This window comes from Acinetobacter sp. 24-47-47 (assembly GCF_057737035.1).
In genome coordinates this window covers 305089-330209 of the sequence record NZ_CM173216.1, presented here as the reverse complement: position 1 = coordinate 330209, position 25121 = coordinate 305089, and the positions used below count along the sequence as shown (strand labels likewise).

18 protein-coding genes are annotated in these 25121 nt (G+C 39.4%); 9 read left to right on the top strand and 9 right to left on the bottom strand.

All coding sequences use genetic code 11. The features are described from left to right. The first annotated feature begins 22 nt into the window (after positions 1-22). The 5 genes from AC1M9E_RS01445 to AC1M9E_RS01425 all read left to right on the top strand — a co-directional run bounded on the left by AC1M9E_RS01445 (position 23) and on the right by AC1M9E_RS01425 (position 4570). Positions 23-1903 (top strand): monovalent cation:proton antiporter-2 (CPA2) family protein, encoded by a 1881-nt coding sequence (locus AC1M9E_RS01445; RefSeq protein WP_488224966.1) that lies wholly within the window; start codon positions 23-25, stop codon positions 1901-1903. Between the two features lie 50 nt (positions 1904-1953). Further along, the gene (gene hslO, locus AC1M9E_RS01440) at positions 1954-2829 is read left to right on the top strand and encodes an Hsp33 family molecular chaperone HslO (protein WP_035264061.1); all 876 of its coding nucleotides are present in this window, start codon (positions 1954-1956) and stop codon (positions 2827-2829) included. A 154-nt stretch (positions 2830-2983) separates the two neighbouring features. Then, positions 2984-3907, top strand: coding sequence for a DnaJ C-terminal domain-containing protein (locus tag AC1M9E_RS01435; protein WP_488224965.1), 924 nt, complete (start codon positions 2984-2986; stop codon positions 3905-3907). Next, the gene (locus AC1M9E_RS01430; RefSeq protein ID WP_179998835.1) at positions 3904-4230 is read left to right on the top strand and encodes a chaperone modulator CbpM; all 327 of its coding nucleotides are present in this window, start codon (positions 3904-3906) and stop codon (positions 4228-4230) included. Before AC1M9E_RS01435 ends, AC1M9E_RS01430 begins: the two co-directional genes overlap by 4 nt. A gap of 76 nt (positions 4231-4306) precedes the next feature. Further along, on the top strand, positions 4307-4570 hold the full coding sequence (locus AC1M9E_RS01425; protein ID WP_035264053.1) for an HP1242/YdcH family protein: 264 nt from the start codon (positions 4307-4309) through the stop codon (positions 4568-4570). Positions 4571-4652: 82 nt separating this feature from the next. Here AC1M9E_RS01425 and AC1M9E_RS01420 read toward each other — a convergent pair whose 3' ends face one another. From AC1M9E_RS01420 to rpsO, 3 genes are all read right to left on the bottom strand, one after another. Continuing rightward, the gene (locus AC1M9E_RS01420) at positions 4653-5885 is read right to left on the bottom strand and encodes a magnesium transporter CorA family protein (protein WP_488213213.1); all 1233 of its coding nucleotides are present in this window, start codon (positions 5883-5885) and stop codon (positions 4653-4655) included. A gap of 106 nt (positions 5886-5991) precedes the next feature. Further along, positions 5992-8079: a polyribonucleotide nucleotidyltransferase gene (gene pnp, locus AC1M9E_RS01415; RefSeq protein WP_488213883.1), complete on the bottom strand. Its 2088-nt coding sequence runs from the start codon at positions 8077-8079 to the stop codon at positions 5992-5994. A 242-nt stretch (positions 8080-8321) separates the two neighbouring features. Beyond that, positions 8322-8591 (bottom strand): 30S ribosomal protein S15, encoded by a 270-nt coding sequence (gene rpsO / locus AC1M9E_RS01410; RefSeq protein WP_035264047.1) that lies wholly within the window; start codon positions 8589-8591, stop codon positions 8322-8324. Between the two features lie 170 nt (positions 8592-8761). On the opposite strand from rpsO, the gene AC1M9E_RS01405 reads away from it, so the two are divergent. Beyond that, positions 8762-8905: a hypothetical protein gene (locus AC1M9E_RS01405; RefSeq protein ID WP_488225192.1), complete on the top strand. Its 144-nt coding sequence runs from the start codon at positions 8762-8764 to the stop codon at positions 8903-8905. Further along, entirely contained in the window at positions 8841-10136 is a 1296-nt protein-coding gene (locus AC1M9E_RS01400; RefSeq protein ID WP_488224964.1) for a serine hydrolase domain-containing protein, read from the top strand. The genes AC1M9E_RS01405 and AC1M9E_RS01400 overlap by 65 nt, the downstream gene beginning before the upstream one ends. A gap of 64 nt (positions 10137-10200) precedes the next feature. On the opposite strand, the gene AC1M9E_RS01395 is transcribed toward AC1M9E_RS01400, so the two are convergent. From AC1M9E_RS01395 to AC1M9E_RS01375, 5 genes are all read right to left on the bottom strand, one after another. After that, positions 10201-11667 carry a S8 family peptidase gene (locus AC1M9E_RS01395; protein WP_488224963.1) on the bottom strand — a complete coding sequence of 489 codons (1467 nt, stop codon included), beginning with the start codon at positions 11665-11667 and terminating at the stop codon, positions 10201-10203. Positions 11668-11710: 43 nt separating this feature from the next. Next, complete coding sequence (locus AC1M9E_RS01390; RefSeq protein ID WP_488224962.1) at positions 11711-11998, bottom strand: hypothetical protein; 288 nt, start codon at positions 11996-11998, stop codon at positions 11711-11713. A 606-nt stretch (positions 11999-12604) separates the two neighbouring features. After that, positions 12605-14374 carry an exodeoxyribonuclease V subunit alpha gene (gene recD / locus AC1M9E_RS01385; protein ID WP_488224961.1) on the bottom strand — a complete coding sequence of 590 codons (1770 nt, stop codon included), beginning with the start codon at positions 14372-14374 and terminating at the stop codon, positions 12605-12607. 87 nt (positions 14375-14461) lie between these two features. After that, positions 14462-18181, bottom strand: a complete 3720-nt coding sequence (locus AC1M9E_RS01380) for a UvrD-helicase domain-containing protein (RefSeq protein ID WP_488224960.1) — start codon at positions 18179-18181, stop codon at positions 14462-14464. Continuing rightward, positions 18178-21846 carry an exodeoxyribonuclease V subunit gamma gene (locus tag AC1M9E_RS01375; RefSeq protein ID WP_488224959.1) on the bottom strand — a complete coding sequence of 1223 codons (3669 nt, stop codon included), beginning with the start codon at positions 21844-21846 and terminating at the stop codon, positions 18178-18180. The genes AC1M9E_RS01380 and AC1M9E_RS01375 overlap by 4 nt, the downstream gene beginning before the upstream one ends. Before the next feature lie 187 nt (positions 21847-22033). Here AC1M9E_RS01375 and AC1M9E_RS01370 point away from each other — a divergent pair, with 187 nt between their 5' ends. After that, positions 22034-22546 carry a hypothetical protein gene (locus tag AC1M9E_RS01370; RefSeq protein ID WP_035264037.1) on the top strand — a complete coding sequence of 171 codons (513 nt, stop codon included), beginning with the start codon at positions 22034-22036 and terminating at the stop codon, positions 22544-22546. Between the two features lie 64 nt (positions 22547-22610). Here AC1M9E_RS01370 and pap read toward each other — a convergent pair whose 3' ends face one another. Next, the gene (pap, locus tag AC1M9E_RS01365; protein ID WP_481589137.1) at positions 22611-24065 is read right to left on the bottom strand and encodes a polyphosphate:AMP phosphotransferase; all 1455 of its coding nucleotides are present in this window, start codon (positions 24063-24065) and stop codon (positions 22611-22613) included. A 195-nt stretch (positions 24066-24260) separates the two neighbouring features. Here pap and AC1M9E_RS01360 point away from each other — a divergent pair, with 195 nt between their 5' ends. Continuing rightward, a complete protein-coding gene (locus AC1M9E_RS01360) occupies positions 24261-24971 on the top strand; it encodes a DUF8198 family protein (protein WP_481589138.1) in 711 nt (236 codons plus the stop codon). Positions 24972-25121: the final 150 nt, after the last annotated feature.

The following is a 25121-nucleotide window of genomic DNA, read 5'->3' as shown; positions in this document are numbered from 1 at the left end:
CATTCCACTTTAGGGAAGGCCAATGCCATTGTTGTTACAAATCACAATTTTTCTAGCTGCCGCATTAATTTTTGTTCCGCTCGGAAAAAAAATTGGTATTGCGACAGTCTTAGGTTATTTGTTTACAGGAATATTACTTGGTCCAAGTGCATTGAATGTGACCAATGATGCCGAAACATTAATGAAATTAGCTGAGTACGGCGTGATTTTTTTGATGTTCTTAATCGGCCTAGAATTACGCCCTCAGCGCTTGTGGAATATGCGTCACTCTATATTTGTGATTGGAAGTGCTCAAGTCTTGATCACAGGTATAATTCTTGTCGCAACCATTTGGCTGTTCTTCCAACAGCATCTTGCTGCTAGTGTCGTAATTGGTCTTGCCCTTGCTTTATCATCTACAGCATTTGTCATGCAATTACTTGCAGAAAAGCAGCAGCTGAATACCGCGCATGGTCAGCAATCTTTCTCTATTTTACTGTTTCAAGATATTGCCGCTATTCCTTTACTCGCCCTGATTCCCCTACTCGCGGGAAATCAGTCTACACATCATGGTATTGCTTATTTTGCCGCTGTTGTTGCAACGTTTACTGGCTTATTTTTATTTAGTCGCTATGTAATGCGACCATTTTTTAGATTCATTGTACAGAGCGGTGCAACTGAACTCATTACGGCTGCTGGACTCTTCATTGTTTTAGCTGTCGTTCTGTTTATGGATATGCTCGGATTAAGCACCACGCTCGGTGCTTTTCTGACAGGTGTGTTACTCGCGGATTCTGAGTTTCGCCATGAACTGGAATCGAGCATTCAACCCTTCAAAGGTTTATTACTCGGTTTATTCTTTATGAGCGTAGGCATGATAACACCGATTGATCTCCTCGTAGATCAGCCGCTATTCATTTTTGGTGGGGCATTCGTGCTGATCATCATAAAAATATTAAGCATGGTTGCAATCGCACGATATTTTAAATTTCAATGGAAAACCAGTGTATTGATTGCCATTTGTCTTGCTCAAGGAGGAGAATTTGCTTATGTAATCTTAGCTGTTGCGAATACCGAAGGTTTAATTACTCAAGCAGTGTTATCCCCTACGATTCTGATCATTGCAATTTCGATGGCACTCACCCCTGTCATTTTCTGGCTTGCACAACGATGGCTCATTCCATATCTTGATCGAAAGACTGATAGCGCTGAAGATGTCCCATTACCAGACACTCATTCAACATTAATCATTGCAGGTTTTGGACGCGTCGGACAAATAGTGGCGCGCGTTGCTTATCTCAATCATGTCAGCTTTACAGCCATTGATAATAATTTAGAAAAAATTGATTTTGTGAGAAAGTACGGTGGTAAAATTTATTATGGAGACGCCTCCTCCCCTGATTTATTGAGATCTGCAGGCATCGAGCATGCTAAGGCATTTGTACTTGCTGTAGACGATGTGGAAATGTCGATGAATATTGCTCGCCATTTACGTTTGAATTATCCAACGCTCAAACTCATCGTCCGTGCCCGTGATCGACATCATATGCATTTACTTAAAGACTTAGGCATTGAGCATATTTGGCGTGAAACTTTTCTATCTTCACTCGGTATGGCATTTCGCACCTTAACCGCGTTAGGTTTAAGTCAAGAACATGCTCAACATAGTATTGAAATATTTAGAGACTATGATGAGCGTCTATTAGCTGAGCAACAACGCATCTATACGGATGATCAAAAAGTCTTTGAAAGCTATCGAAATTTCTTAGCGGAACTCGAACAAATTTTTGAAAATGATGCTCAACAACATCAACCACTTTCAGAAAGTTTAGATGAAACCATTGATTCTGAAGTAAGTTCTATAGAACGACGCGCTAAGCACTCGCAAAACCAAATTAATGTTTGTCGAGATGAAGAATTTTAACTTGTGATTTACAATATCGTCACCATCTAGACAGGGATTTGGAGAATTTTATGTCTGATTTACGTCAACGTTTTTTTATTGATAACAGCCCTGTTCGTGGTGAAGTCGTACATCTTGAAGATACGCTTAAAACAATTTTAGCGCAACGCGCCTATGCACCTGCGATTCAAATTTTATTGGGCGAAATGCTCAGTGCAACTGCATTGTTGGCCAGCACACTTAAAATTAAGGGACGTATTAGCCTCCAAATTCAAGCTTCTGGCACCTTAAAATGGGCTATGGCTGAATGTAATCACCTCGGTGAAGTACGCGGATTAGCTGAATATGAAGCTGATCCACGTTTTGAAGAAGCATCAGACAGCAGCATCGTTCTGAAAACTTTGGTCAGTCCAGTTTTATTTATTAATATTGAACCTGAATTTGGCGAACGCTATCAGGGTATCGTGCCTTTAGATCAGCCGAATTTAGCTAAATGCCTCATGCAGTATTATGATTTATCTGCCCAAATCCCAACCAAGATCGTTTTAGCTAGTACTGCTCAACGCGCTGGTGGTCTTTTGATTCAATTATTACCGCGTAACAATGATGAAGAGCAGCAAAAGGTTGATGAAGATATCTGGCCTCGTCTAACCATGCTCACTGAAACTTTAAAAACAGATGAACTTACTGAGCTGGATGCGCAAGAAATTTTGTATCGCTTATATAATGAAGAAGAAGTCAGACTACCTGAAGCTGAACAACTTCAATTTGGCTGTACATGTTCTAAAGAGCGTTGCTCTACAGCATTAATTCAGGTGGGTGCTGAATCTGTGCGTGAAATTTTAGAACAACAGAACCCTATTACCATGGACTGTCAATTCTGTAACACTCAATACAGATTTACTGCTGAAGAAGCTCTTGGTTTATTCGGCGAGCACCTCAGTTAATCCTAAACAGTTCTCTTCGAAAATCAGCAAGTTTTACTTGCTGATTTTTTTTTGTTGTAAGAAATTGAAACAATTATTCACCATCTGAACATATTGTAGTCTTCGAAAGTCTGCTCATAATGATTAAAAGTTAATCAACGGTTATTTTTGCTTAATGGCAAATAATTATTATGAGGAACTCGGACTAGATCGCGATGCGAGTCCTGAGGAAATAAAAAAATCATATCGAAAACTGGCTCGGAAATACCATCCCGATATCAGTCAAGCACCTGATGCCGAAAAAAAAATGCAGGCGATTAATACGGCTTATGACACATTAAGTGATCCTTTAAAAAAACAAGAGTACGATCAACAACTCGATCAGTTGAATAGTCAGTCTCCTTTCTCGGATAGTGAAAACCATACAAATCATGAATTTTCTGGCTTTGAAGATTTGTTTGGGCGTTTTGGTACAGGTTTTGGTGGAGGTTATGCACAGCGCTCACACCAATATAAATCCCAGCCAATTCGTGGTGAAGATCAACATGCCAGTATAGAAGTGCCCTTACAAGTCGCTTTTGAAGGTGTCACTCAATCCATCCAATTGCGTATACCCACTTTTAATGCATATGGACAACCTGAAGTTCAGCGAAAAACCCTTGAAATTAGAATCCCGAAAGGGATGAAAAACGGTCAACAAATTCGGCTCAAAGGTCAAGGACAAGCTGGTTTATCGGGCGGTGAAAATGGAGATCTTTATATACAGATCCATTATCAAACCACTGACAGCATATATGTCGATCAGGCAGACATTTACTATCACATTAACATTAGTCCTTGGGAAGCTGCTTTAGGCCAAGACATCGAGCTAAAAACCCCCTCTGGAAAGATTAAAGTCAGCATTCCTCAACATACAATTTATGGCAAACAACTCCGTATTAAAGAAAATGGGATTCCCTCTTCCCCCCCGGGACACCTTTATCTAATCCTGAATATTGTTTATCCAAGAGCAGAATCCCCGCAGCAAAAACAGGCATATGAGCAATTTGCTCAAGCATTTACACATTTCAACCCTCGTGATGAAGGAGGTGAATCATGACAACGATTCAGTACCGAGAAGTGTACAAAAATGGATATTTAGAGGCTGAAATCATTGATGAACAATATATTTTTGATTTAAAGCATTTTGCCCAAGCATGTGGACAAAGTCCTGAATGGGTTTTGCAATTACTTGAATATGAAATTCTACCAGCTCGTTCTGAGCAAAAAATCCATCAATTTTTTGGTGAAGAACTTACTCGAGCACGGAGAGCTTATCGCTTGCAACGGGATTTTGAAGCAAGTCTCCCTGCCGTCGCCATGATGATGGATCTGATAGATGAAGTACAACAATTGCGCAAGCAAGTGAAATACTTCAAATAAAGCAAGCCCACATAAATGCATGTACTGTTACATGCATTTATTTTTTATTGATTAGAATGAAAGGATTAAACCATCAATGAAAGTTAAAGAATGCAATAAAAAGCTGAAAAACCTTTTCCCTGAGTTCCGTGAACTTATTCAGCCTTTAAGAGAAGAAAACCCTCACTTCGCTAAAATTTTCGAGGAACATGAAACGTTAGATCATGAAATTACGCATTTGGAACTAAATCCAGTTAATGTAATTAATGATGATATTGAGTTTCTAAAGCGAAAAAAACTTAAATTAAAAGATGAAATGTATCGTTTGCTCAAACAAGCGCAGACGAACCTTACCCAGTAATTTCAATTTAATATTATAAAATAACGGTGAATCTGGCACTTATCATTCTGACTTAAAGCATAAGTGCCTTATATGACGTTGACTATTTTAATCGAGTCCAACGTCCCATTTCTCGGAGCGTACCTTTCAATGTTTTTTGAATCGGTTCATACTCCAAAAATGCAAACAAACCGAGTTGTTGCTGCTGGTTTTGTTGAGCCAACAATTCCATCACACTTTTTTCACCGCGCCCGACCATTTGTCTACGATAAAAATACCAAATTAACAAAAGTGTTGTCACACACATGGCTGTGAGCATATACCAAAAGCCATGCGGTGAGTTTAATCCTGGAATAAATTCAAAATTCATTCCGTAAATACCTGTAAGAAGAGTCAGTGGTGCAAATACAGCGGTGATAATTGCTAAAATTCTCATATTTTCATTGGTTTGATTGGCCACTGCTGAAAAGTGCAAATCGATAGCGGCTTGTACTGCATGGTTTAACCGAACACTGTGCTTTTGTATTCTTTCAATATGGCTAATTAAATCATCCATTCGGACGAGCATTAAATTTTGCTTCTCTGCCTTACGTTTAGCTTTAATATGATGATAATTTTCGACAACTTCATCTCTTAATTCTTGTAGGCATTCAACCTGTTCTTCACACAAATTTTCAACTTGTTGAAAAGCCGTGATCTCTTGCAGCAGTTGATTCCATCGATTAAATTTTTGATTTCCTTGTAATAGTTCTCTTTGCCAAAATTCCACACGTTTGGTTAGTGGCACACGTAAACCTAAATAGCCATCCACCATCATATTCAGTAATCTAAGCACAATATCTACAGGGCTCTGTGCTAATTTTCGTGGAATATTTTGTTGCTCTATAGGTCGTGTTTGAATCGCCTGCACTCTTTCAAGATATGTTTCAAATACACGATTACCTCGTTCATGCACTGTGATTAAAACATTTGATGTCATGACAAAACTTACCGGCGTTGTAACAATGTCCGCAGTTTGTTGTTCAGCTGAATGACCATTCTGAATTTGAATGTGGTCATCTGGGGTGATTAATTTTTTAAATATCAATAAATCATAATCATCCAATGCATCAAATACGCAAGGATGCTCAATGTTTTGAATATCTTTAAGATGAAATTCGTTCAACAGAATTCCAGTGTTCTCAAAAATATATCGTTGCCACGTCTCTGTATTTTGAATCAATTCGTGGCGTTCAAAACTCAACCATATAAATTCTGCATCAACATCAGTCGATAATTCTTCACTCAGATAAATATACCCGTCACCTTGATGATAATAATAATTAAACTTTTGCATTTTAGTTATTTTTAAATGAGAACATTTTGATCATGCCATAAAAAAAGCCTTGTGTAACACTCGTTTAAACGAAGCACCACACAAGGCTTAGAATTAGCTTAAATGATTAAGCTTGTTCAATGTCTTTCATTGTAAGTTTGATACGACCACGGTTATCAACATCCGCAACTTGTACCTTAACTTCTTGACCTTCAGTAAGAACGTCTGTCACATTCGCAATACGCTCGTTCGAGATTTGTGAAATGTGAAGCAAGCCATCAGTACCAGGAAGGATATTGACGAACGCACCGAATTCAACGATACGAATGACTTTACCTGTGTAAATTGTACCTGGTTCAATTTCTGCTGTAAGCGCTTGGATTTTCGCTACTGCAGCCATTGCCGCTGCTTTAGTTTCACCAAATACACGTACTGTACCGTTATCTTCGATATCGATCGCTGCTTTGGTTTCTTCAGTGATTTGACGAATAGTTGCGCCGCCTTTACCAATCACGTCACGGATCTTATCAGGATTGATGCTGATCACTTGGAATGTTGGTGCGTGCATTGAGATTTCAGGACGAGCACGTGAAATCACTTGATTCATCTCATTCAAGATATGCATACGACCTGCATACGCTTGATTCAATGCAACTTCCATGATCTCTTCAGTAATACCTTCGATCTTGATGTCCATTTGAAGTGCAGTAATACCGTTTGCAGAACCTGCTACTTTAAAGTCCATGTCGCCAAGGTGATCCTCGTCGCCTAGAATGTCTGAAAGAACTGCGAAACGTTCACCTTCTTTCACTAGACCCATTGCAATACCTGCAACTGGCGCTTTAAGTGGAACACCTGCATCCATAAGTGATAAAGAAGCACCACACACAGACGCCATTGAAGACGAACCATTCGATTCAGTGATGTCAGATACGATACGAATCACGTACGGGAAGCGATCAGCTGGTGGAAGAACTGCTTGAACACCACGACGTGCCAAACGACCATGACCAATTTCACGACGTTTAGGACCAGATTCACGACCAGTTTCACCTACAGAGTATGCAGGGAAGTTGTAGTGAAGCATGAAGTTATCAGTCTTCGTACCTGCAAGGGTATCCACCATTAATGCATCACGCGTGTTACCCAAAGTTGTTGTTACAAGTGCTTGAGTTTCACCACGTGTAAACAATGCAGAACCATGAGCGCGATCTAATACGCCCACTTGTACGTCGATTGCACGAACAGTTTTAGTATCACGACCATCAATACGTGGTTTACCAGACAAGATATTGTCACGAACTGTACGATATTTAAGGTCTTCAAATAATTCGTTAACTTCGTCAGCAATACCTGTTTCGTCATTTTCTGGAACGAATTGAGCAACCGCTTCAGCATGAAGTGCATCAAGTGCTGCATAACGGTCTTGCTTAACCGCAATCGTATACGCTTCAGAGATTTTCGCTTCAAAAGCTGCTTTCAATTGACTACGAAGGTCTTCGTTTTTCGCTGGAGCAACCCAGTCAGATTCCTTCGCGCCAGCAGCTGCAGCAAATTCTTTGATCGCTTGAATTGCAATTTGCATTTCGTCGTGACCGAACAATACAGCACCCAACATTTGGTCTTCTGAAAGTTCTTTCGCTTCAGATTCAACCATAAGAACAGCAGCTTCTGTACCTGCAACCACAAGGTCAAGGTCAGATTGAGCAAGTTGTTCATGACTTGGGTTAAGAACGTATTCACCGTTAATTAAACCAACGCGTGCAGCACCAATTGGACCACGGAATGGTGTACCTGCAATTGCGAGTGCAGCAGAGGTACCTAACATTGCAGCAATATCAGCTTCCATAGTTTTGTCAGATGATACAACTGTTGCAGTCACTTGGATTTCGTTGTAATAACCTTCTGGGAACAACGGACGAATTGGGCGGTCGATCAAACGTGAAATTAAAGTTTCAGCTTCAGATGCACGGCCTTCACGCTTACCATAACCACCTGGGATACGACCTGCAGCATATTGTTTTTCTTGGTAGTTAACAGTCAGTGGGAAAAAGTCTTGACCTGCTTTCGCAGTTGGTTGAGCAACAACAGCAACCAATACAGTCACACCACCCATGGTAATCACTACTGTATTTGCTTGACGCGCCACACGGCCTGTTTCAAGCACAACTTGGTGCTGACCGAATTGGAATTCTTTACGAATAATATTAAACATCGACATGTTCTATTTTTTCCTGATTTTATTCTAGTGGAGACCCCTAAGGTTTGGCATTCACAACACAGGTTTTAAATGACAAAGCTTAGAAGCCGACCTCACTAGAAACACTATTTTTAAACACAAAGAAGGAGCGAAACTATTCGCCCCTTCCCCATGATCTAGTCGAAACTAGATCGCCTTTAGTTTTCAGCAATACAGCATTCAACATGCAATAATCCGAAAATAAAGTTTAAATCGAATTAACGACGTAAACCTAAAGCAGCAATCAAATCGCTGTAACGAGTAGCATCTTTACCTTTAAGGTAGTCAAGAAGCTTACGACGTTGGTTAACCATACGGATAAGACCGCGACGGCTATGGTGGTCGTGTTTGTGCTCTTTGAAGTGACCTTGTAAGTCATTGATTTGAGCAGATAAAAGAGCTACTTGAACTTCTGGTGAACCAGTGTCGTTTTCAGCGCGAGCAAATTTAGCAATGATCTCTGCGCGATCTGCGTTTGTTAAAGCCATTCGATTTCTCCGAGATGCTTATTTAAAAGTATTTGATACAAATCAATGACGCTCTTCAAAGCGGAATTGACTGCCGTGCATCACTACAGCAGCGTGCTATTTTAAAGGAACCCCCCTCAAAAAGCAAAATTATCCGCTCAATAACTTCTGGCAGAAACAATCATCAATTCATGTCGTTAAAGATACTGACTTTTGTTTTTTGGCAGGGCAAACTTGCCTGTTATAAAAACAATGAAACATGGAATGAACGTGAAATTACTCTCTACAAATACGTGCATAGCACCAAAAGACTTAACTACGATCACTCGTCATAAAGACGAAGTTGCGCCAGAATTTGGGGGAATGACGCAACAGCAAATTGATAAAATTTGGCACAGTGTTGAAGCACTTTATCGTACTGGCAATCATCCAATGATCAGTATGTGTTTACGTCGCAAGGGTCAGATATTAATTAATCGCAGTATTGGTTACACAGAACTTGGTCCAAACTATCAAACAGACCCTTCTAAAGTTGCGACACCAGAAACACCGGTCTGTATGTTTTCTGCCTCTAAAATCGTTAATGCCATGTTAGTGCATTTGTTAGATCAACAAGGGAAAATTAACTTACTTGATCCAGTGAGTCGCTATATTCCAGAGTTTGGTGTTAACGGTAAACGACGCGCCACCATATTTCATTTGTTATCACACCGTGGCGGTATTCCTAAAATTGAAACTGAGGTCACTCCAGAGCTTTTATTTGATCGTCAAGGGATCCTGGAGCATCTTTATGCAGCAAAACCGATTGCACCCGTAGGCTCGCAACTCTCTTATCATGCTGTAACTGCTGGATATATTTTAGGAGAATTGGTTGAACGTGTAACAGGACAAGATATTCGTGATTACTTGCACGAACATATTGAAAAACCAATGAATTTACCTTTCTTCAACTATGGTTTAAAACCAGAACTACGTCATTTAGTTGCAAAAAATTATCCAACTGGGATTCACCCTGTTTTGGGGACTGACCTATATCTCAATCGTGTATTAGGCGGAGGACTGCAACTGGCAGTGGATGTCACCAATGATCCCCGTTTTATGGATACCGTCTGCCCTGCAGGAAATATTTATACCAGTGCTGAACAAGCCAATCGTTTTTTTGAAATGTTACTTAATGGTGGTCGTTATCAAGATCAGCAAATTATCAATTCAGAAACGGTCTTCAGAGCAACACTCCCTACATCCAATACAACAATAGACCGCAACCTTTTAGCACCTATGCGTTATGCACTTGGTCCGATGTTAGGCAGTAATCCAATCGGTGTATTTGGCCCAAACACTGGACAAGCTTTTGGACATCTAGGTTTCTCGAATATTTTATGTTGGGCAGACCCTCAACGGGATATCAGTGTATCATTCTTAAATACAGGAAAATCTGTGTTAGGCACACATTTAGCCGCTTTAGCAAAAGTGCTATATCAAATATCCAACCAATGCCCAAGTATTCCTAAGGAAAAAAGACGCGCGTTATTTGGAGCTGATCAATCTGAAACTGAACGTGTTTAATATCAATGTAAAAAAGGCATCATTTAGATGCCTTTTTTTAAAGTTTTCATCTATTAGCTATTAATTAACCACTACAGATTGTCACAAAAAAGAAAGTACGACAGTTACGTTTTGGTGCTGGCGTTGGTGTTGGCGTAGGAGTTGGCGTCACTACAGGTGGGTCAATAACAGGGGGTTGTGGTGCTGGAGTAGATGGAGCACCATTTAACGCAGCAATTAAATTCAAACGAGGTGTTCGAATTGAGTTACGATGATCCGTAACCAAAGTTCCCGTAGACGTCATACGTGCAACAATTTGATCCAGAGATTCATTCGGGAAAGCATTATTCGCACGTAACACAGCAACAGCACCAGCAATGTGAGGTGCAGCCATTGAAGTACCATCCATTGTATATCCGCCAGCGGTGATACGTGAACCAGGCGCCAATAAAGTTAAATTACGACTAGAGTTACTGAAACACGTTACTTTGTCGCTGTAAGTTGCACTGTCAGAGCAATTGCTAAATGCAATCGAACCTACGTTAGCATCATAAACTGCCCCTACACTGACTGCACCCGCAGTACATGCTGGATAGGATATACCACTCAGATGGCCATCATTGCCAGATGCAACTACTGGTAATACCCCATAGCCTCTCAACTTCGAAAAAGAATCTGTAAGTACGGAACTAGTACAAGTTGAGGAATAACTACGTCCATTACCAATGCTTAAGTTTACTGATTTAATGTTTTTGCTTTGGGCATGGTTCGCTACCCAGTTCAAGGCACCAATTATGTCATAATCGGTTGCGCCACCACCAGTTCTAGCTGTACTGCCGGTGAACACATCAAGCATCACAATTTTTGCATCTGGTGCAACTTTAGAAGCAATTGCTGCAACGTTAGTTCCATGTCCATTAACATCTAATTCTAATGTATCGTCTTCTTGAGCAATTTCAATAGAATCCGAAACTTTGCAAGTGGATGATGGTACACCTGGCGCTGTACAATTACCAAAGTCTGAATGGTGGTAATTAATACCTGTATCTAAGATAGCAATTGTTGTCCCTGCACCAGTATAGCCTTGCGCAGCTGCAGGCACTTGACCAATTAATGGTAGACTTTGAGATGCTGTCGTATAAGAAATATTATTTGGATAAATTGCTTTTACATTCGGGTCATTCAATAAGCTTACGAGCGTGTCACGCTTTTGAACGCGATGAAAACTATATGGTAAGGCATTATAATCGCGTAGTAATTGAATACCACCTAAACGCTTAAAGTTCGATTGAATCGATTGCTTCTTTTGAGCAAGATGTTCACGAAGTTGAGCGCGATTATTTTCTAAATGATTAATGTCAATATGATATTCAACGATTAGATCATTTGAACTGTTGTTCAATAATGCCGACAGATTAATACCACCTTTCGACACTTTTTGTTTTGCCTGATTGTTCAATTGAGCGTTAGCTGCTACAGGACTCATTTGAGCCATTGCAGTACCGACCATCAAAACACTCAAACATGCGCTTAATGATAAAGTTTTAAACATAATTATTCTCCGTTGTTATGTTTTTAGTGCGCAGGGTAAGAAATTACACTTGATTGGCTGGATCAGTTTCTGGATCAATAGGCTTAATCGAAAAATCGCTCTTCGGATCTACTAAATCTGGAGAATCAGTAACAGGCATCTTCTCAGACTCATTTAAATCTTCGACTTGATCTTCGTTAGGCGATATTGGCGTTTGCTGTCCACTCTCAAGAGCAGATAGAGAATCAATCTGAGCGACTGAGGAAGTGATTTGATCTGCAGGCTTAAAACATTTATACAACCCAAACAGAACAACACTCACCAAAATGATTAAAATTATGAATTTTTTCATGGTTTTTTTGTAAAGTGATAATTTTTACACACTTTAATAGAATCGTTAAGTCAAAACAAGTATAAAAATGCCTAAAAATTAAGATTGAGATAAACGGTTAAAAAAGGCCCTATGACAAGTCATAGGGCCTTTTTTGCGCTGTAGATTCTTATATTTTAGTTATGATTCTGTTATTTATATTTTTATTGTAAGTGCTGCACACACATTTATTATTAATACGGTCCTTGTTCTTAAGGTTTCATTTCCTTATATGACTATTTTGCCAGATTCATTATGCAACACAAGTCGCAGTTTTCTGATCTTTATGTAAGAAATTGCGTACATTATGTAATCAATTTAATCTTATATGTATATAAAAAAGCCCTGTAGTCTCTCCCAAAACTACAAGGCTTAGCGGCTGTAAGTTTCCTCTTTTATCACTTACATCATTGTAAGTTCGCAGTCTCTCGACTATAAATTATTGTAATTATGCGATATTGCTCAACTTTCCGTGTTGAACCTTTTATGTAAGCAATCATCGCAAAAAATTGTACGAAGCTCTATGCGCCAATTTCTCGAATCCTTGTAAGATATTTCCTACAAAGGTTTTCTATTTTCAACCAATCGTTAAATATTAGATATAAATAAAGTGTTTAATTTATTCAATAAACCTGTTTTTCTTATTGTTTTAATGTTTATTGCCTCAAATAATGCATCAGTATCCACCAATAAACTGACTGCTTTTTTTGCCCTCGTAATCGCGGTATACAATAATTCTTGGCTCAATAGACGTGACGCAAACTCATCTAATACAACTGCAGTGTGTTTAAATTCAGAACCTTGCGACTTATGAATGCTCAGCGCATAACAGGTTTGCATTGACTTTGGTAAACGTGATGCTGGAAACCATTGTTCAAGACTTGGAAAATATACTTCAAATTGATCAGCAAACTGGCGATGTCTGAGACATATCCCAATATCACCATTAGAAAGCCCGAGTTGATAATCGTTATATGTCATCATGACAGGGCGACCAATATACCAAAGGTCGTGTCGTGATATCCGCATGTGCTGAAATAGCTCCCTTTCAATTTCATCATTCAAACGATTCAATCCCAAATGTCCATGTCTCACTGCAGCTAAGATCCTATAATCATCAAATTTTTGGATAATTTCAGCCACATCCTGCTGCTGATATCCATTTCTGACATAAAGGTTGAGTGCTTTAAAGTAATCCGTAAACCCCGAGCTTAATTTAAGGTAATAGGCTTTTAAATCTTGATCTGAATATTCTTTATTCAAATACTCTAGTTGAACAAGATCCTCTTGAAGCTCAGCTAAATTAATCTGTTGGATTTCAGATGCTCTACAAATCTCCTTCTCAAATTTAGCCAATACCTCAACTTTCGAGCTTTGTGGTGAGCATTGATGTGACTGGATGAACCTTGCCAAATCACCGATTTTTGCACCTGCTTTGAATCTTCGACTGGTCACTAAATTGACGTGATGGTCATTAAGCGCTTTTACTTGTTGTAAATCCGCCAATACCATCCCCACATCAACCGAGGCCAACTGCTGTGCATCCCCTAACAAGATCAAACGACATTGGTCTGGAATTGCTTCAAAAAGCATCGTCGCGAGATTGAGATCGAGCATTGAGGCTTCATCAATCACCACCACATCATAGGGTAATGGCTTTTTCAGACTGTATTTAGGTTGAGCGCTATGCCCTAAACCCAGAAGACGGTGAATCGTTAACGTATTTTGCTGCTTTAAGTGGGCAATATCCAAACCCATATTGAGCATTGCATCGTCATTTAATGAGTTTTGCAATGCTTCTTTCATTCGCTGTGCAGCTTTCCCTGTCGGTGCAGCCATTGCGATTCTTAACTGATGATTCGACTCATTTAATACGGCAATAATACGCGCTAGAGTATACGTTTTCCCTGTACCCGGACCACCTGTAATCATACTCAGCGCTTGCCTTGATACTATTTCTAAGGCTTGCTTTTGAAATGGATCGATTAATAATTTTTCATATTTTGTGCAATCTACAGGCACTATCGTTTGCTGCTTTAAACGATAAACTTGTTGAGCTAAACGCTGCTCTAATTGCCAATAGCGATATAAATACAAATAGTTCTGATCATAAACAAAAGGCGCGACCTGTTGTTCTGCAAGCTCTGCGCTCACGAGCAACTTACTCAGATCTTGGATAACCTCCCCTTTCAAATCAATACAACTATCGCCGACAGTAGATGCCATCAGAACTTGTTCAATGGTGTTAATGGATTGTTCATTTAAATCATCTGATGAAAGATACTGATTTAGGATATATTCAGCCCAAGTTGTTACCCATTGAGGAACATCAACTTTTTCATTCTGGTTAATTTCCACACAGTTATCCTCATAGTTATCTACACATTTATCATCAATATTATCCACAAGATAAATTAATGATTAATAATAAATTCATTTAAATATTCATGCTATTTTGCTGTTTTTATCCTCAGCAAAATAGCCCAATATTGCATCTAATCTTAGAATAAATTCTGAACTAGGACGCCAATAATTAAATCCATATTGGTCAGTGCCATTCATCCCACGTAAATATAAATAACTGGCACCACCAAGATCTCGATCGATGTTGTAGTCATCAATATGAATACTTAAATAGCGATGTAATGCCACCAAATATAGGGCTGCTTGTAGCCAATAACTTGCATGCGTCATGCTCAGCTGAATAGCTTGAGCTGAATAGTCTTCCACATGATTTCCGAGATAATTACTCTTATAGTCGGCAATGTGATAGCGCTTCCCATCATAATAAACCAAGTCAATTGAACCATTGAGGTAACGTGCTGAATTTGCAGCATTGAATTCGGGCATATTAAGCCCAAACTCTAAAAATAATTGCTGAATACGCTGAATACCAAATATTCGGTCTGCTAAAGCCAAATAGAATGGAAATTCAGCCAAATGTGCTTCAGGTACTAATTGTTTGAGTCGAAATTCAGGTTGAATAGGTGTCTCTAAAACCTCTGCTAACCATTCAGCCATCATTTCTAACAGATGTTGCTCGGCATCATGATGTTGATGAAAATCTGATTGAAATTTAGCGAATAATTGCTCCCATAAACTCGAATAGGCATTTTTAAAACGGCGGCGAATTTCTAATGTCCAATCTCGGCGATCTTGAAAATCGATATGTTCAAAAATTTCATGTAGGAAATTTCCAGCTAATGTTCCCATCGGAAAATGAGCACGAATCCAACTCAAAGGTTGTTGATGATCCAAATCCTCAAATTGATATGGAGTCACGAGCGTCACAGCATTGACCTCATCACTCGCATGATGTTCAATCATATCTTGAGCCGCCATACGATCTTTAATTTGTTGATGACTCAAATGTTGTGCGAGATAACTAAAACTGGTTTTGGCTCTAGGATAAAAATGAACTTGAGGATATTTCTGCGCAATCATTTGAACATTATGATGTTCTTTTTTTGCGATTACTTTCTCAGGGCATTGCTCTAAACATGGCTCATCTAAACTGAAAGCATGCTGAAATTGGTTCGCACCATGACCACGCCAAAACGCCAAGCCATAAATAGATTGCCCTTTTTGATCACTCATCATTGAATAAACGCGGTGTTGTGCTCGAGTTAAGGCCACATACCATAATCGTCGATGCTCTGCCAAAGCACGTTGGTCATGTTGCTCAACCTCTAATGGTTCCAATAATTCTTCACGCTTTAACGCCACGACACGTTGTGCGACGGACTTTCCAGTTCCATGATCCTGCACTTCACGAATTGAAAAGTTAAGTTCGCTTCGATCTGACAGTTTACGATCTGCGCCAAGCAAGAATACAATCTTAAACTCCAATCCTTTAGATTGGTGAATAGTTAAAAGGTGAACGCCCGCTTGATTACTCAACTGTCTTTCAATTTCCCACTCTCTTTCCATCGGATTTGAAAGCTGCCGCATATACCAATGATAAAGGGTATGCATACCTCTTAACTCATCACTGTTTTGGCTCAACAACTCTGAAATGTGTCGTAGATTGACCACTTCGCGTTCATTGTCATAGCTGAATTGCTCAACCAAGTTTGTCCAAACTTTGAATTCTGTGAGGAAACTTTGCCATGCTGTTAAAAAGCCTTGGCCCATCCACATTTCACGAATTTCTTCAAATTTCATGATAAATAAACTTAAGCCATCTGCTTGAATTTGAAGTTGCAAAAAACGATGTAAATTAAAACCCATCAATCGTGTAAGTAAAGCTCTCTTTAATTTAGCTTCATCAAATGGATTCATGATGGCTGTCAAAATTGCACCAACATCTCGAGCAATTCCACTTTTGAAGACACTTTTTCGTGAAGGTCGATTTACAGGAATGCCTAACATCAATAAGTGATGATGAACTTTATCTAAATCAGGATTGTTACGAGACAAAACAGCAATATCATCTGCCTGAAGCTCAATACGTTGCCCCTGCTTTTCGAAATATAGCTGACTTTGGGCAGCCTGATTGAGCAAATCCAGTATCTTCCAAGCAACCTGCTCTAACTCGTGTTCCTTATCATTTACTTGAACCCAACGAAGCGGAGCATAATTTTCTAAACCGGATTGGATCAATAATGGATGCGATCGAGTACCTGCTGTAACAGGCGTATATTCAACTTGTTCACCAAAATCCATTTGTTGTTGAAACAATGCATCGACGACTTCGACCAATGGTTTCACTGAGCGATGATTATGCACAAGTTGGTAAAAACGCCCTGCTTTAGTTTCAACATCTTGATATGCTTTTAGGAACGTGAGCATGTCTCCACCGCGGAAACCGTAGATCGCTTGCTTACGGTCTCCCACCATAATCATACAACCCTGCTTCACACGACTTGGATGTCTCCAAATCTGCGCCAACATATCATCTTGATCTTGGTTGGTATCCTGAAACTCATCCACTAAAATAAGTGGGTAACGCGCGTGAACGTACTTTGCAAACTCCTGACCTTGCGCTCCCTGCAGTGCTTCGGCCAAAGTTCGAATTTGCTGTGAAAATGTGGTTTCGGATTTTTGCTGTAGCAATTCTGGCAGACGTTGTTTTACTTGCTGCGCTAAATAATATTGTAAATAACTCTCCAAATGCTCGAGTTGTTGGTTGAGCTTATCAAAGTGTTTAAAAAACTCAGCAAGTTCAACAATAATAGGATGTTGCTCAAATGCCGCCAAAACATCGACGGGACATTTATTGAGAACTTTTTTTCTTAATTCATTCAACTGACTAAGATGAGTGCTGAGATGCGACGCAAAAATGACTTCAACGCCTTGGGATTTAACTTGATCAAGGAATTCAGGCAACAACTGCGTGAGTGTAATTTTTAATTTATCTTGATCGCGCCACTTCTTTGCGACTACAGCATAATACTGCCCTTCAGAATCATAAAAGTCTGTTAATGAATCTAGCGTTTCAAGCTCGATCTGCATGAAGCGCTCTGCATGAGTCTCGAAAGCATCTACATCTATGGTCGGCGCTGGCACTGCTTTGAAATAAGCAGAGGAAAAATTCAAACTGGTTTCAATTAAATCGATATAAGCATCTTGTGACTTAATTTTTTTCTTAAGCAGCAAATAATCTACAGTTGATTGAGGCTGCTGTTGAATCCATGCCCGTAATTCATCATGAATTAACTCAACCGTATATTGTTTTGCATCATTGGTGATTTGCATTCGTTCAATTTTACCGCTCTCAAATGCAAACTCACGAAGAAGCTTTTGGCTAAAGCTATCTAAGGTCCCAACAAAGAGTTCTTCAAGCTGATCTATTACCAGTTTTAAACGTGCACACGCATGTGCAATCAAGCCAGAAAATTGATTTAAAATCACTTGATATAAAATATCTGATTCTAATTTTGCACGCGCTTGAACTTGATCTTGAGTTAACTCACGACATGACTCTAAAAGTCCAAGTACCTCGATTAAACGTGCACGAATTCGACTTTTCAATTCAGCCGCTGCTTTGCGTGTAAATGTCGTCGCAATAATCTGCTTTGGTAAATATTCTTCTAATAAAATTCTGACCATGAGGCTGGAGAGCGTATACGTTTTTCCAGTTCCTGCAGATGCCTCAATCCAATGCAATCCAGTGAAATGCATATCCACAATTGGCTGATATGAGACTGTAGGCTTTTGACTCATATTTCAGCCTCCGATTGATACATATATATCGGCTGATATAAGACATAAGCAAACTGATCACACGCTTGTTTTAATAAGTGCTCAGCATCTAAATCCTGTAAAATATACTGCCAATCTCGGTGCAAATGACTTTCTTCACTGTCATTTAAACTATAACTCAGAAAGGCATCGCTTTTATTCCACTCATTTAATAGCTTATCGAAGTTATTTAACTGCTGATGACCCTCTTCATCAGTGACCCATTCTAATGCTTTTCCATCTACAGCAAGTTTCATCAGCAATGCTGCAGGTAAAACGAGAGGCTCTATTTGGGCTTGTTTATATGCCTGAATCCATTGAGAAAGCATATCCTGAGCTTGTTTCGTCGTCAGGCCAGTACACATGATGGTTTTATCGCTAAAGATTTGGATGCGCTGCATTTCAGTTGCAAGGTGATCTGGTAAGTCTCGATAACTTAACCAAAGTAAGTATTCTAACCACACATGTGCTCGTCGTTGTGCGCGTGCACTGGATGTTGAAACACTCACCCAACTCGTCTCATCCCCTTGAGGAACGGTCACTTGAAGCTGTATATCATCTATTGCTATGACGTGCTGAGTGATTTTGGTCGGCTCATCAACATAGCACTTTTGCCTTTTTAATAACTGTTGATGCTCTAACAGACTCATTTTCAAACTGACTTCTTGTAATTTGCCGACAGGAAGCTGGTCACTGAGTAATTCAGTCTGAAGCTTCGAAACATTTGGCTGCTGTTGTAAAAAGTCACGAATAGAGTATCGCGCCAATCCATCTAATAACAACGGCTCATTCACCTCAGGTAAATCCTGATCCTTTAAATTAGATACGCCCAAGGTTTTTAAATAAAGACGCGCAGGAAAACAGATATCTTTGATCCATTGTTCAGCATCCAAGACCATGATGTCCTGATTCAATTCAAGCGTGGTATTAATCCAAGCCTCTCTATGACCACGTTGATCCTGACGATTGAGGTTAGAAGCCACAGCATACCATTCATCTTCATAGCGCTGATGCTGTTGCTGAAAACCATCAGGATCAAAGGGTTGCAAAGGATGTACCGTGTAGAGTGTGCTCAAATTCTGATGAACTTGAATGCCATCAATATCAATGAGAGGATTCGAGGAAGATTGATCTGATGTTTTTATGATCCACGCGAGATGTTGGAGTAATTCCTGAACACTACTCGATGGATCTCGTACTTCACCATCGGCTACATCAAAACCATTATAGAATAGCCAGAGATTATCTTTGGCCAATAACAAAGCGTCTAAAAAAGCACCTTGATCATCGTCTAAACGTGATCGATCACCAATCATTGGCTTGAGTAAATCCATTAAATCAAAAGGTAAATGGCTCTCCCGATTTGGAAACTTCCCCCCATCTAAATTCATCATGACAATTAACTTATACGGTATTGGCCGAATCAAACCAATTTGACTAAATGTAATTTGTCCAGTTGGCAATGCATAATCAAGTTGCGATTCAAGGGTGCTTTGAATTTCAGTCAGAATATAGCTCAAAGGCAAACGTATGTTTTTAAGAATGGCTTGATCATGTTCTTCATAGAAATTTGCCAGCGTTAGCATTCTTATTTGCTTTTGAATAATCTCTTTAATCATCTCTAACGAGCTTACACCAGCGCTTTCAAACTCATTAACTTCTAAAATTAAACGATTGAGCCAAAATTCAACATGCTCTGACGTCTCTTGATCATTTTCGATTTCAATCATCGTGAGCCAATCTCGACGCTCTACAAAGTGCTTATATATTTCAATGAGCGTGGCAATTAAGTGAAAATCACCCGAGTCCACTATATGAGAACTTAAGGTCTCCTGAAACATCGCATGAACTGGAACAGCCACACCCAGCGCCAAACGATCTAAGGCATACTTAAAACTGAACCGATAGTCTTGATCATACTCCGCCAATGTTTTTTGCAGATGTTGCTCATCCAAACCTCGTCGAAATCCCGCTTGTCTCAACAACGATAAGATGCGCTCAGTCCCGTTAATGTCTAAGCAATATCTCACCTGGGTCGCTGCTAAGTTCAACCAATCAGCAAAATCATCAATGGTAAATCGACTTTGTATCAGCTCAATTCGCCCTAACACTGAACGCCATGCCAATACTGTATCTAACTGCGTGATACCAGCTAGCTTTACTGGCAGATAAACACCTGTTGCAGTATTTTTTTGCGGAAACACACTCCGTATCAAAGGCTCAATTTGTTTCAGATCAGGCGCAAGAACTAAAATATCACTCGGACGGCGTGGTGCTTCTGCTGTTGACTGAGCAAGCCATCGGGTCAATTGATCTTTTAAGACTTCAAGCTGTCGTACAGCGGAATGACAAACATGAATGTGGATTGAATCGTCTGCTGGATCTAATACATAACTTTGAGCTTGAGGTTCAACCAAATGTAAAATATCTGATTGCAATTGGCTCAGTAAATGCTGCGGTGCTTCATCCACAAAAGCATCTATCCATTGCCCCTCATCACCCGAGGAAAGGTTAGACAACAGAGAAAAGTGATCACGTGCCTGCTTTCCCATTCGTGTTAATAAGGGATGTCTGGACTCACGTGCCAGCCCATTAAAGCTCAGACTAAAATTCTCAAAAAACTGCTCAACTTCATTATCAGCTGGTTTTCTTTGATGCTTTTGCTGAAACTTTTCGATATATCGCTCTTTGAGCTTTAAATCATATTGTTTTTTCCAATTCGGATCGACACTATCCGCCCAATATTCTTGTGAGGGATTGTAATGCAAAATCAACACATCAATGTACTGACCCAAACGGCGCAAAAACTGTAATTGACTTGGTGGTAAATCCAAGAGTGTAAAAACGATCAGTTGCTGTGGTAGTTTTTTGAGGGCTATTTTCTGTTGCTGTTCATCACGAAGTACACCCCAAAAATCATGATCAATACTTTGCATTTCAACAAAGTCTTCATGAAAAATATTGAGCCATAACCAACGTTGCCAAGCCTCTAATTGTTGTGCCTGCGAAAATTTAAAACTGGAATCTTGATCGTTTAGATATTGTAATTGTTGTTCAATATTGAGTGCTTCATTACGCCCCCATACCTGAATCCAATTTTCAGGACAACGACAATCATATTCACATGCTCGGCGACAATCTGCTCGATAAATCATGTAATTGCTGAACAATTTTGACACTTGATCAGACACCCAATACAACATGCTCATTTTTTTTCGATATTGTTCATTTGACTGTTCAATACGTGCTGCGCTGTCATAGATACGTGTGATTAATGGGAATAAAGGATGTTCAACCTCAAGCTGATTATGCGCACGCTGTATAAAAGGTTTGAGTGCTTGGAAAATACGCCACTTCATAATCAGACGTGGAATATTCGCTTTACGTACTTTATCTTTGTCACTCAAAATTTGCTGGTAGGCATACCATTGAAAGCCACGAATACGTTGATGGAAAAATGTATTTGCACTGATGCCTTGGTGCTCAGATAACCGTTGGGTTAACCACTCTTGCATTGCCGCAGAAGGCACCACAAAATGTTGTTGCTGTAGGACTGCAAATGGGTTGTTCGTGGGACGCTTTTGAGTTGTGATGATGCCTTGTACCAAAACTTCAATGCGCTGACTTTGAATTACATGAATTCCCATAAGGTCCCTTTCACCATACAACGAACACGTTATGAAGTTGTGTGAACAAAATCATAAACATAAATTACTATACATCTTAATCTGACTATGTCACTTTTACTTTATGACTTTAATAAAACTTTCATCTCGCGCTATGTTCATCATGTGATGGATCGAGAACCATAGACTTTGATTAGGTGATAAATAAATGAAAATTGATAAAATTCCAGAAACAATCGACCCAAATTTAAATTTAGAACAAATTCGAGATGAATGTCTTGAACTCGTCAAAAAACGCTCTTATGTTTCAGCAGGTGTTGCTGTCATTCCTGTGCCCTTTTTAGATGTTGTGATTGACGTAGGTATGTTGTCAATTTTAATTCCAGAAATTAATGCTCGCTTTGGCTTAGCTCCTGAACAAATCAGCGTTTTTGATCCTCAAACCAAAAAAATCCATTGGAACGAACTACGCAAACGCGGTTTCGAGTTTTCTGGTCTAGTCGTGGCTCGTACTGCCGCTAAAGCTTCGCTGAACAATATGGCAGCCAAAGTGTTGACCAAGCAAGTGACTAAGTTTATTCCATTGGGCGGTTCAATTATTGCAGCTAGCTTGGGTTATATTGTCATGAAAAAAGTGGCTGAGGCTCATGTTGAAGAAAGCTATAAACTTGCCAAAAGCATTCAACAAAAACAACAAGCAAATGTTGTGAAATACGCTTAACCCATAAAACCTTAGACGTATAAATAAAGCCCTGTAAGGGCTTTATTTATATCTCTCACCAGTTCTACACATCTACTTTTAATTGTTTCAAAATTGCCTTCAAAATTTCAAGGCGTGCAGTATATTTATCATTGGTAGCAATGATATACCACGGCGCATCTTCGGTATTTGTTCGATGGAGCATGTCTGCTGCAGCCAATAAATAATCATCCCAACGTTTGCGATTACGCCAATCTTCAGCCGTAATTTTAAAACGCTTATGCGGTGTTTCCTCTCGTGCTTTGAAACGATTGGCTTGCTCTTCTTGACTGATGGCCAACCAAAACTTAATAACGACTGTTTGCGTATCTACTAGATCTTTTTCAAAGCGATTAATCTCATCATATGCACGTTTCCACTCTACATCCGTTGCAAAACCTTCAACTCTTTCCACCAATACACGACCGTACCAAGAACGATCGAAAATCGAGATTTTTTCATCTTCAAGCAGTTTATTCCAAAAACGCCAGAGATAAGGCCGCGCCAATTCATACTTTTCGGGCGCAGAAATGTTATAAATTCCATATTCTCTTGGATCGAGCTTTTTCACAATACGCTTGATCGCACCACCTTTACCTGCGGCATCCATCCCCTCAAAAACGATCACCGTTTTTTGTCCTTCTGCGCGTAATGCTTCAGCGACCTTCTTGGTCAGTTTCTTGAGTTCAGCCTTATACTGATCTTTTTCAAGTACTGCTTCATTGGGGGACGTTAAAATTTCTGGGATATCCGCTTGATGCCATTTTTGGCGCATTTTTTGAGGATGATTTGGCAAATCTTTCAGTCGCGCTAATACAACTTCTGCGAATTTCTGATCACGACATACTTCATCTTCACAATCGATAATGACCCAGTCTTGGGTAAATTTTTGACGCAATCGTTGTACATTTTCATATTGTTTTTTATTGCGCCAATCCAGCCCATGCAATTTATGCCAACGCTGCTCCGAAGGTTCAATTTTATCTAAACGCTTCTGTAATGATTTCCACGATAAATCAAACCAAACTTTCACGACATCAACATGATTATTTTTTAAATCCTGCTCAAAACTTTGCATTTGCTGCAAATAATTTTCGAACATGGTTTCATCAAATGGTTGTGAAACATGTAAGGATGTGGCTAAGAGATCACTATACCAATTCCCAAACATGACGATCATTTGCCCTTCAGCAGGAATATAACGTGCATAAGGTTGCCAATATGGGATATTTGGCTGAATAAGATGAGGAGGGTCAGCTTTGACTTTCAAATATCGTGGATCGACCCATTCTCTTAATTGCTTAACCGATTCTCCTTTACCTGCTAACTCGATGCCACTTACCAACACCACTAAGCTTTTGGCATTTTTTTTACCGCGTGTATCTTTGAGTACATATTGTGCTTCAATTAAGTCCAAATTGATCTGATCTGCATCAAATGTTTTGTTCTTATCTTCGGGTTGATCAGTATTTTTATCAGATTGTTGTTTTGGTTCAGACATAGCCCACTCAAAATTATTGTATTTTCGACAGTATACTCAAGGAACAGTATCAACTTAAATCTTCAGGTACAATTTATTGCAATTGTCTTTTCATCCATGACTGACCTGAAAGGTTTTATTTTAGATTTCAACAGTCATAGTCGAGCGCAATCCAACCTATTATGCTTTTTTCAGTCCTTTTAATTGAGCTAGAACATGTCCAAACTTGCTGCATTAGATCAACTTTTAGAACAATACAAACAACTCAATTATCATCAGGATCCGGCACTTAAACAAAGGTTAAATGGTGCTCAAAATTGGCTAAAACAGCGCATACTTCACACACATGCTGAGTTATTCGCTGAAGATAAAAATAAGCTGATGGCTCAATATTTTATTAACCGTCTTTATGGTGGCCCAGAATTTGATGACCTAGCATTGCAAATCGAACGTTTACTAAAATACGCACACAAAGCTGAAAAAATCATTCCAGAAAATGCCATTAAAACCGGATTAAAGTCTGTAGGACTAGCGGTCTTGGCAATGCAATTGGATGAACAAGTTGCACAGTATTTACTCCAACATTATCCAAAAGACCAACCCATTACTGATGAAATGATGCGTGAAACTCTAGTGGCTTTAGATCAAGAGCAAGCGCGCCATGAACAACTCAATCTGTTGGATGAGCTCGGTCTGAGTCTGGACAAATACATGCGTTCATTCATCATGCACACAGCGTTTAAAATGTGTAAAGGTGCAGCAAGCAAATATAATTTTGAACTGATGTATGACTTTATTGGTGAAGGCTTTGTCGCTATGAAACCAATGAAATCGGCTGCCACCTTCATTCGGAGTTTTACTGAAAAAGAGCGAATCATTGTAAATAATGTCCACACAGGGAAAGAAAATCCCTTCCAAATCGCTTAATTAAAATTCATCAGCCAAGATTCTGATCAGCCAAAAAAGCGTAAAAGCGTCTGGTCAGAATATCGAAAATAAAAGAACATCTTCTCATTTCATGGATGAAACTTCGCTTTAATTCTGTATATTATTCATATCAATTGCATAATCTAGACT

What these genes read in the sequence shown, in the direction of transcription:
- AC1M9E_RS01360 (WP_481589138.1), top strand. Translation starts at nt 24,261, where the DNA reads ATGTCCAAACTTGCTGCATTAGATCAACTTTTAGAACAATACAAACAA.
- AC1M9E_RS01390 (WP_488224962.1), bottom strand. Translation starts at nt 11,998, where the DNA reads ATGAAAAAATTCATAATTTTAATCATTTTGGTGAGTGTTGTTCTGTTT.
- AC1M9E_RS01370 (WP_035264037.1), top strand. Translation starts at nt 22,034, where the DNA reads ATGAAAATTGATAAAATTCCAGAAACAATCGACCCAAATTTAAATTTA.
- hslO (WP_035264061.1), top strand. Translation starts at nt 1,954, where the DNA reads ATGTCTGATTTACGTCAACGTTTTTTTATTGATAACAGCCCTGTTCGT.
- pap (WP_481589137.1), bottom strand. Translation starts at nt 24,065, where the DNA reads ATGTCTGAACCAAAACAACAATCTGATAAAAATACTGATCAACCCGAA.
- AC1M9E_RS01375 (WP_488224959.1), bottom strand. Translation starts at nt 21,846, where the DNA reads ATGGGAATTCATGTAATTCAAAGTCAGCGCATTGAAGTTTTGGTACAA.
- AC1M9E_RS01405 (WP_488225192.1), top strand. Translation starts at nt 8,762, where the DNA reads ATGTCGTTAAAGATACTGACTTTTGTTTTTTGGCAGGGCAAACTTGCC.
- AC1M9E_RS01445 (WP_488224966.1), top strand. Translation starts at nt 23, where the DNA reads ATGCCATTGTTGTTACAAATCACAATTTTTCTAGCTGCCGCATTAATT.
- AC1M9E_RS01380 (WP_488224960.1), bottom strand. Translation starts at nt 18,181, where the DNA reads ATGAGTCAAAAGCCTACAGTCTCATATCAGCCAATTGTGGATATGCAT.
- AC1M9E_RS01430 (WP_179998835.1), top strand. Translation starts at nt 3,904, where the DNA reads ATGACAACGATTCAGTACCGAGAAGTGTACAAAAATGGATATTTAGAG.
- pnp (WP_488213883.1), bottom strand. Translation starts at nt 8,079, where the DNA reads ATGTTTAATATTATTCGTAAAGAATTCCAATTCGGTCAGCACCAAGTT.
- AC1M9E_RS01435 (WP_488224965.1), top strand. Translation starts at nt 2,984, where the DNA reads ATGGCAAATAATTATTATGAGGAACTCGGACTAGATCGCGATGCGAGT.
- rpsO (WP_035264047.1), bottom strand. Translation starts at nt 8,591, where the DNA reads ATGGCTTTAACAAACGCAGATCGCGCAGAGATCATTGCTAAATTTGCT.
- AC1M9E_RS01420 (WP_488213213.1), bottom strand. Translation starts at nt 5,885, where the DNA reads ATGCAAAAGTTTAATTATTATTATCATCAAGGTGACGGGTATATTTAT.
- AC1M9E_RS01425 (WP_035264053.1), top strand. Translation starts at nt 4,307, where the DNA reads ATGAAAGTTAAAGAATGCAATAAAAAGCTGAAAAACCTTTTCCCTGAG.
- AC1M9E_RS01395 (WP_488224963.1), bottom strand. Translation starts at nt 11,667, where the DNA reads ATGTTTAAAACTTTATCATTAAGCGCATGTTTGAGTGTTTTGATGGTC.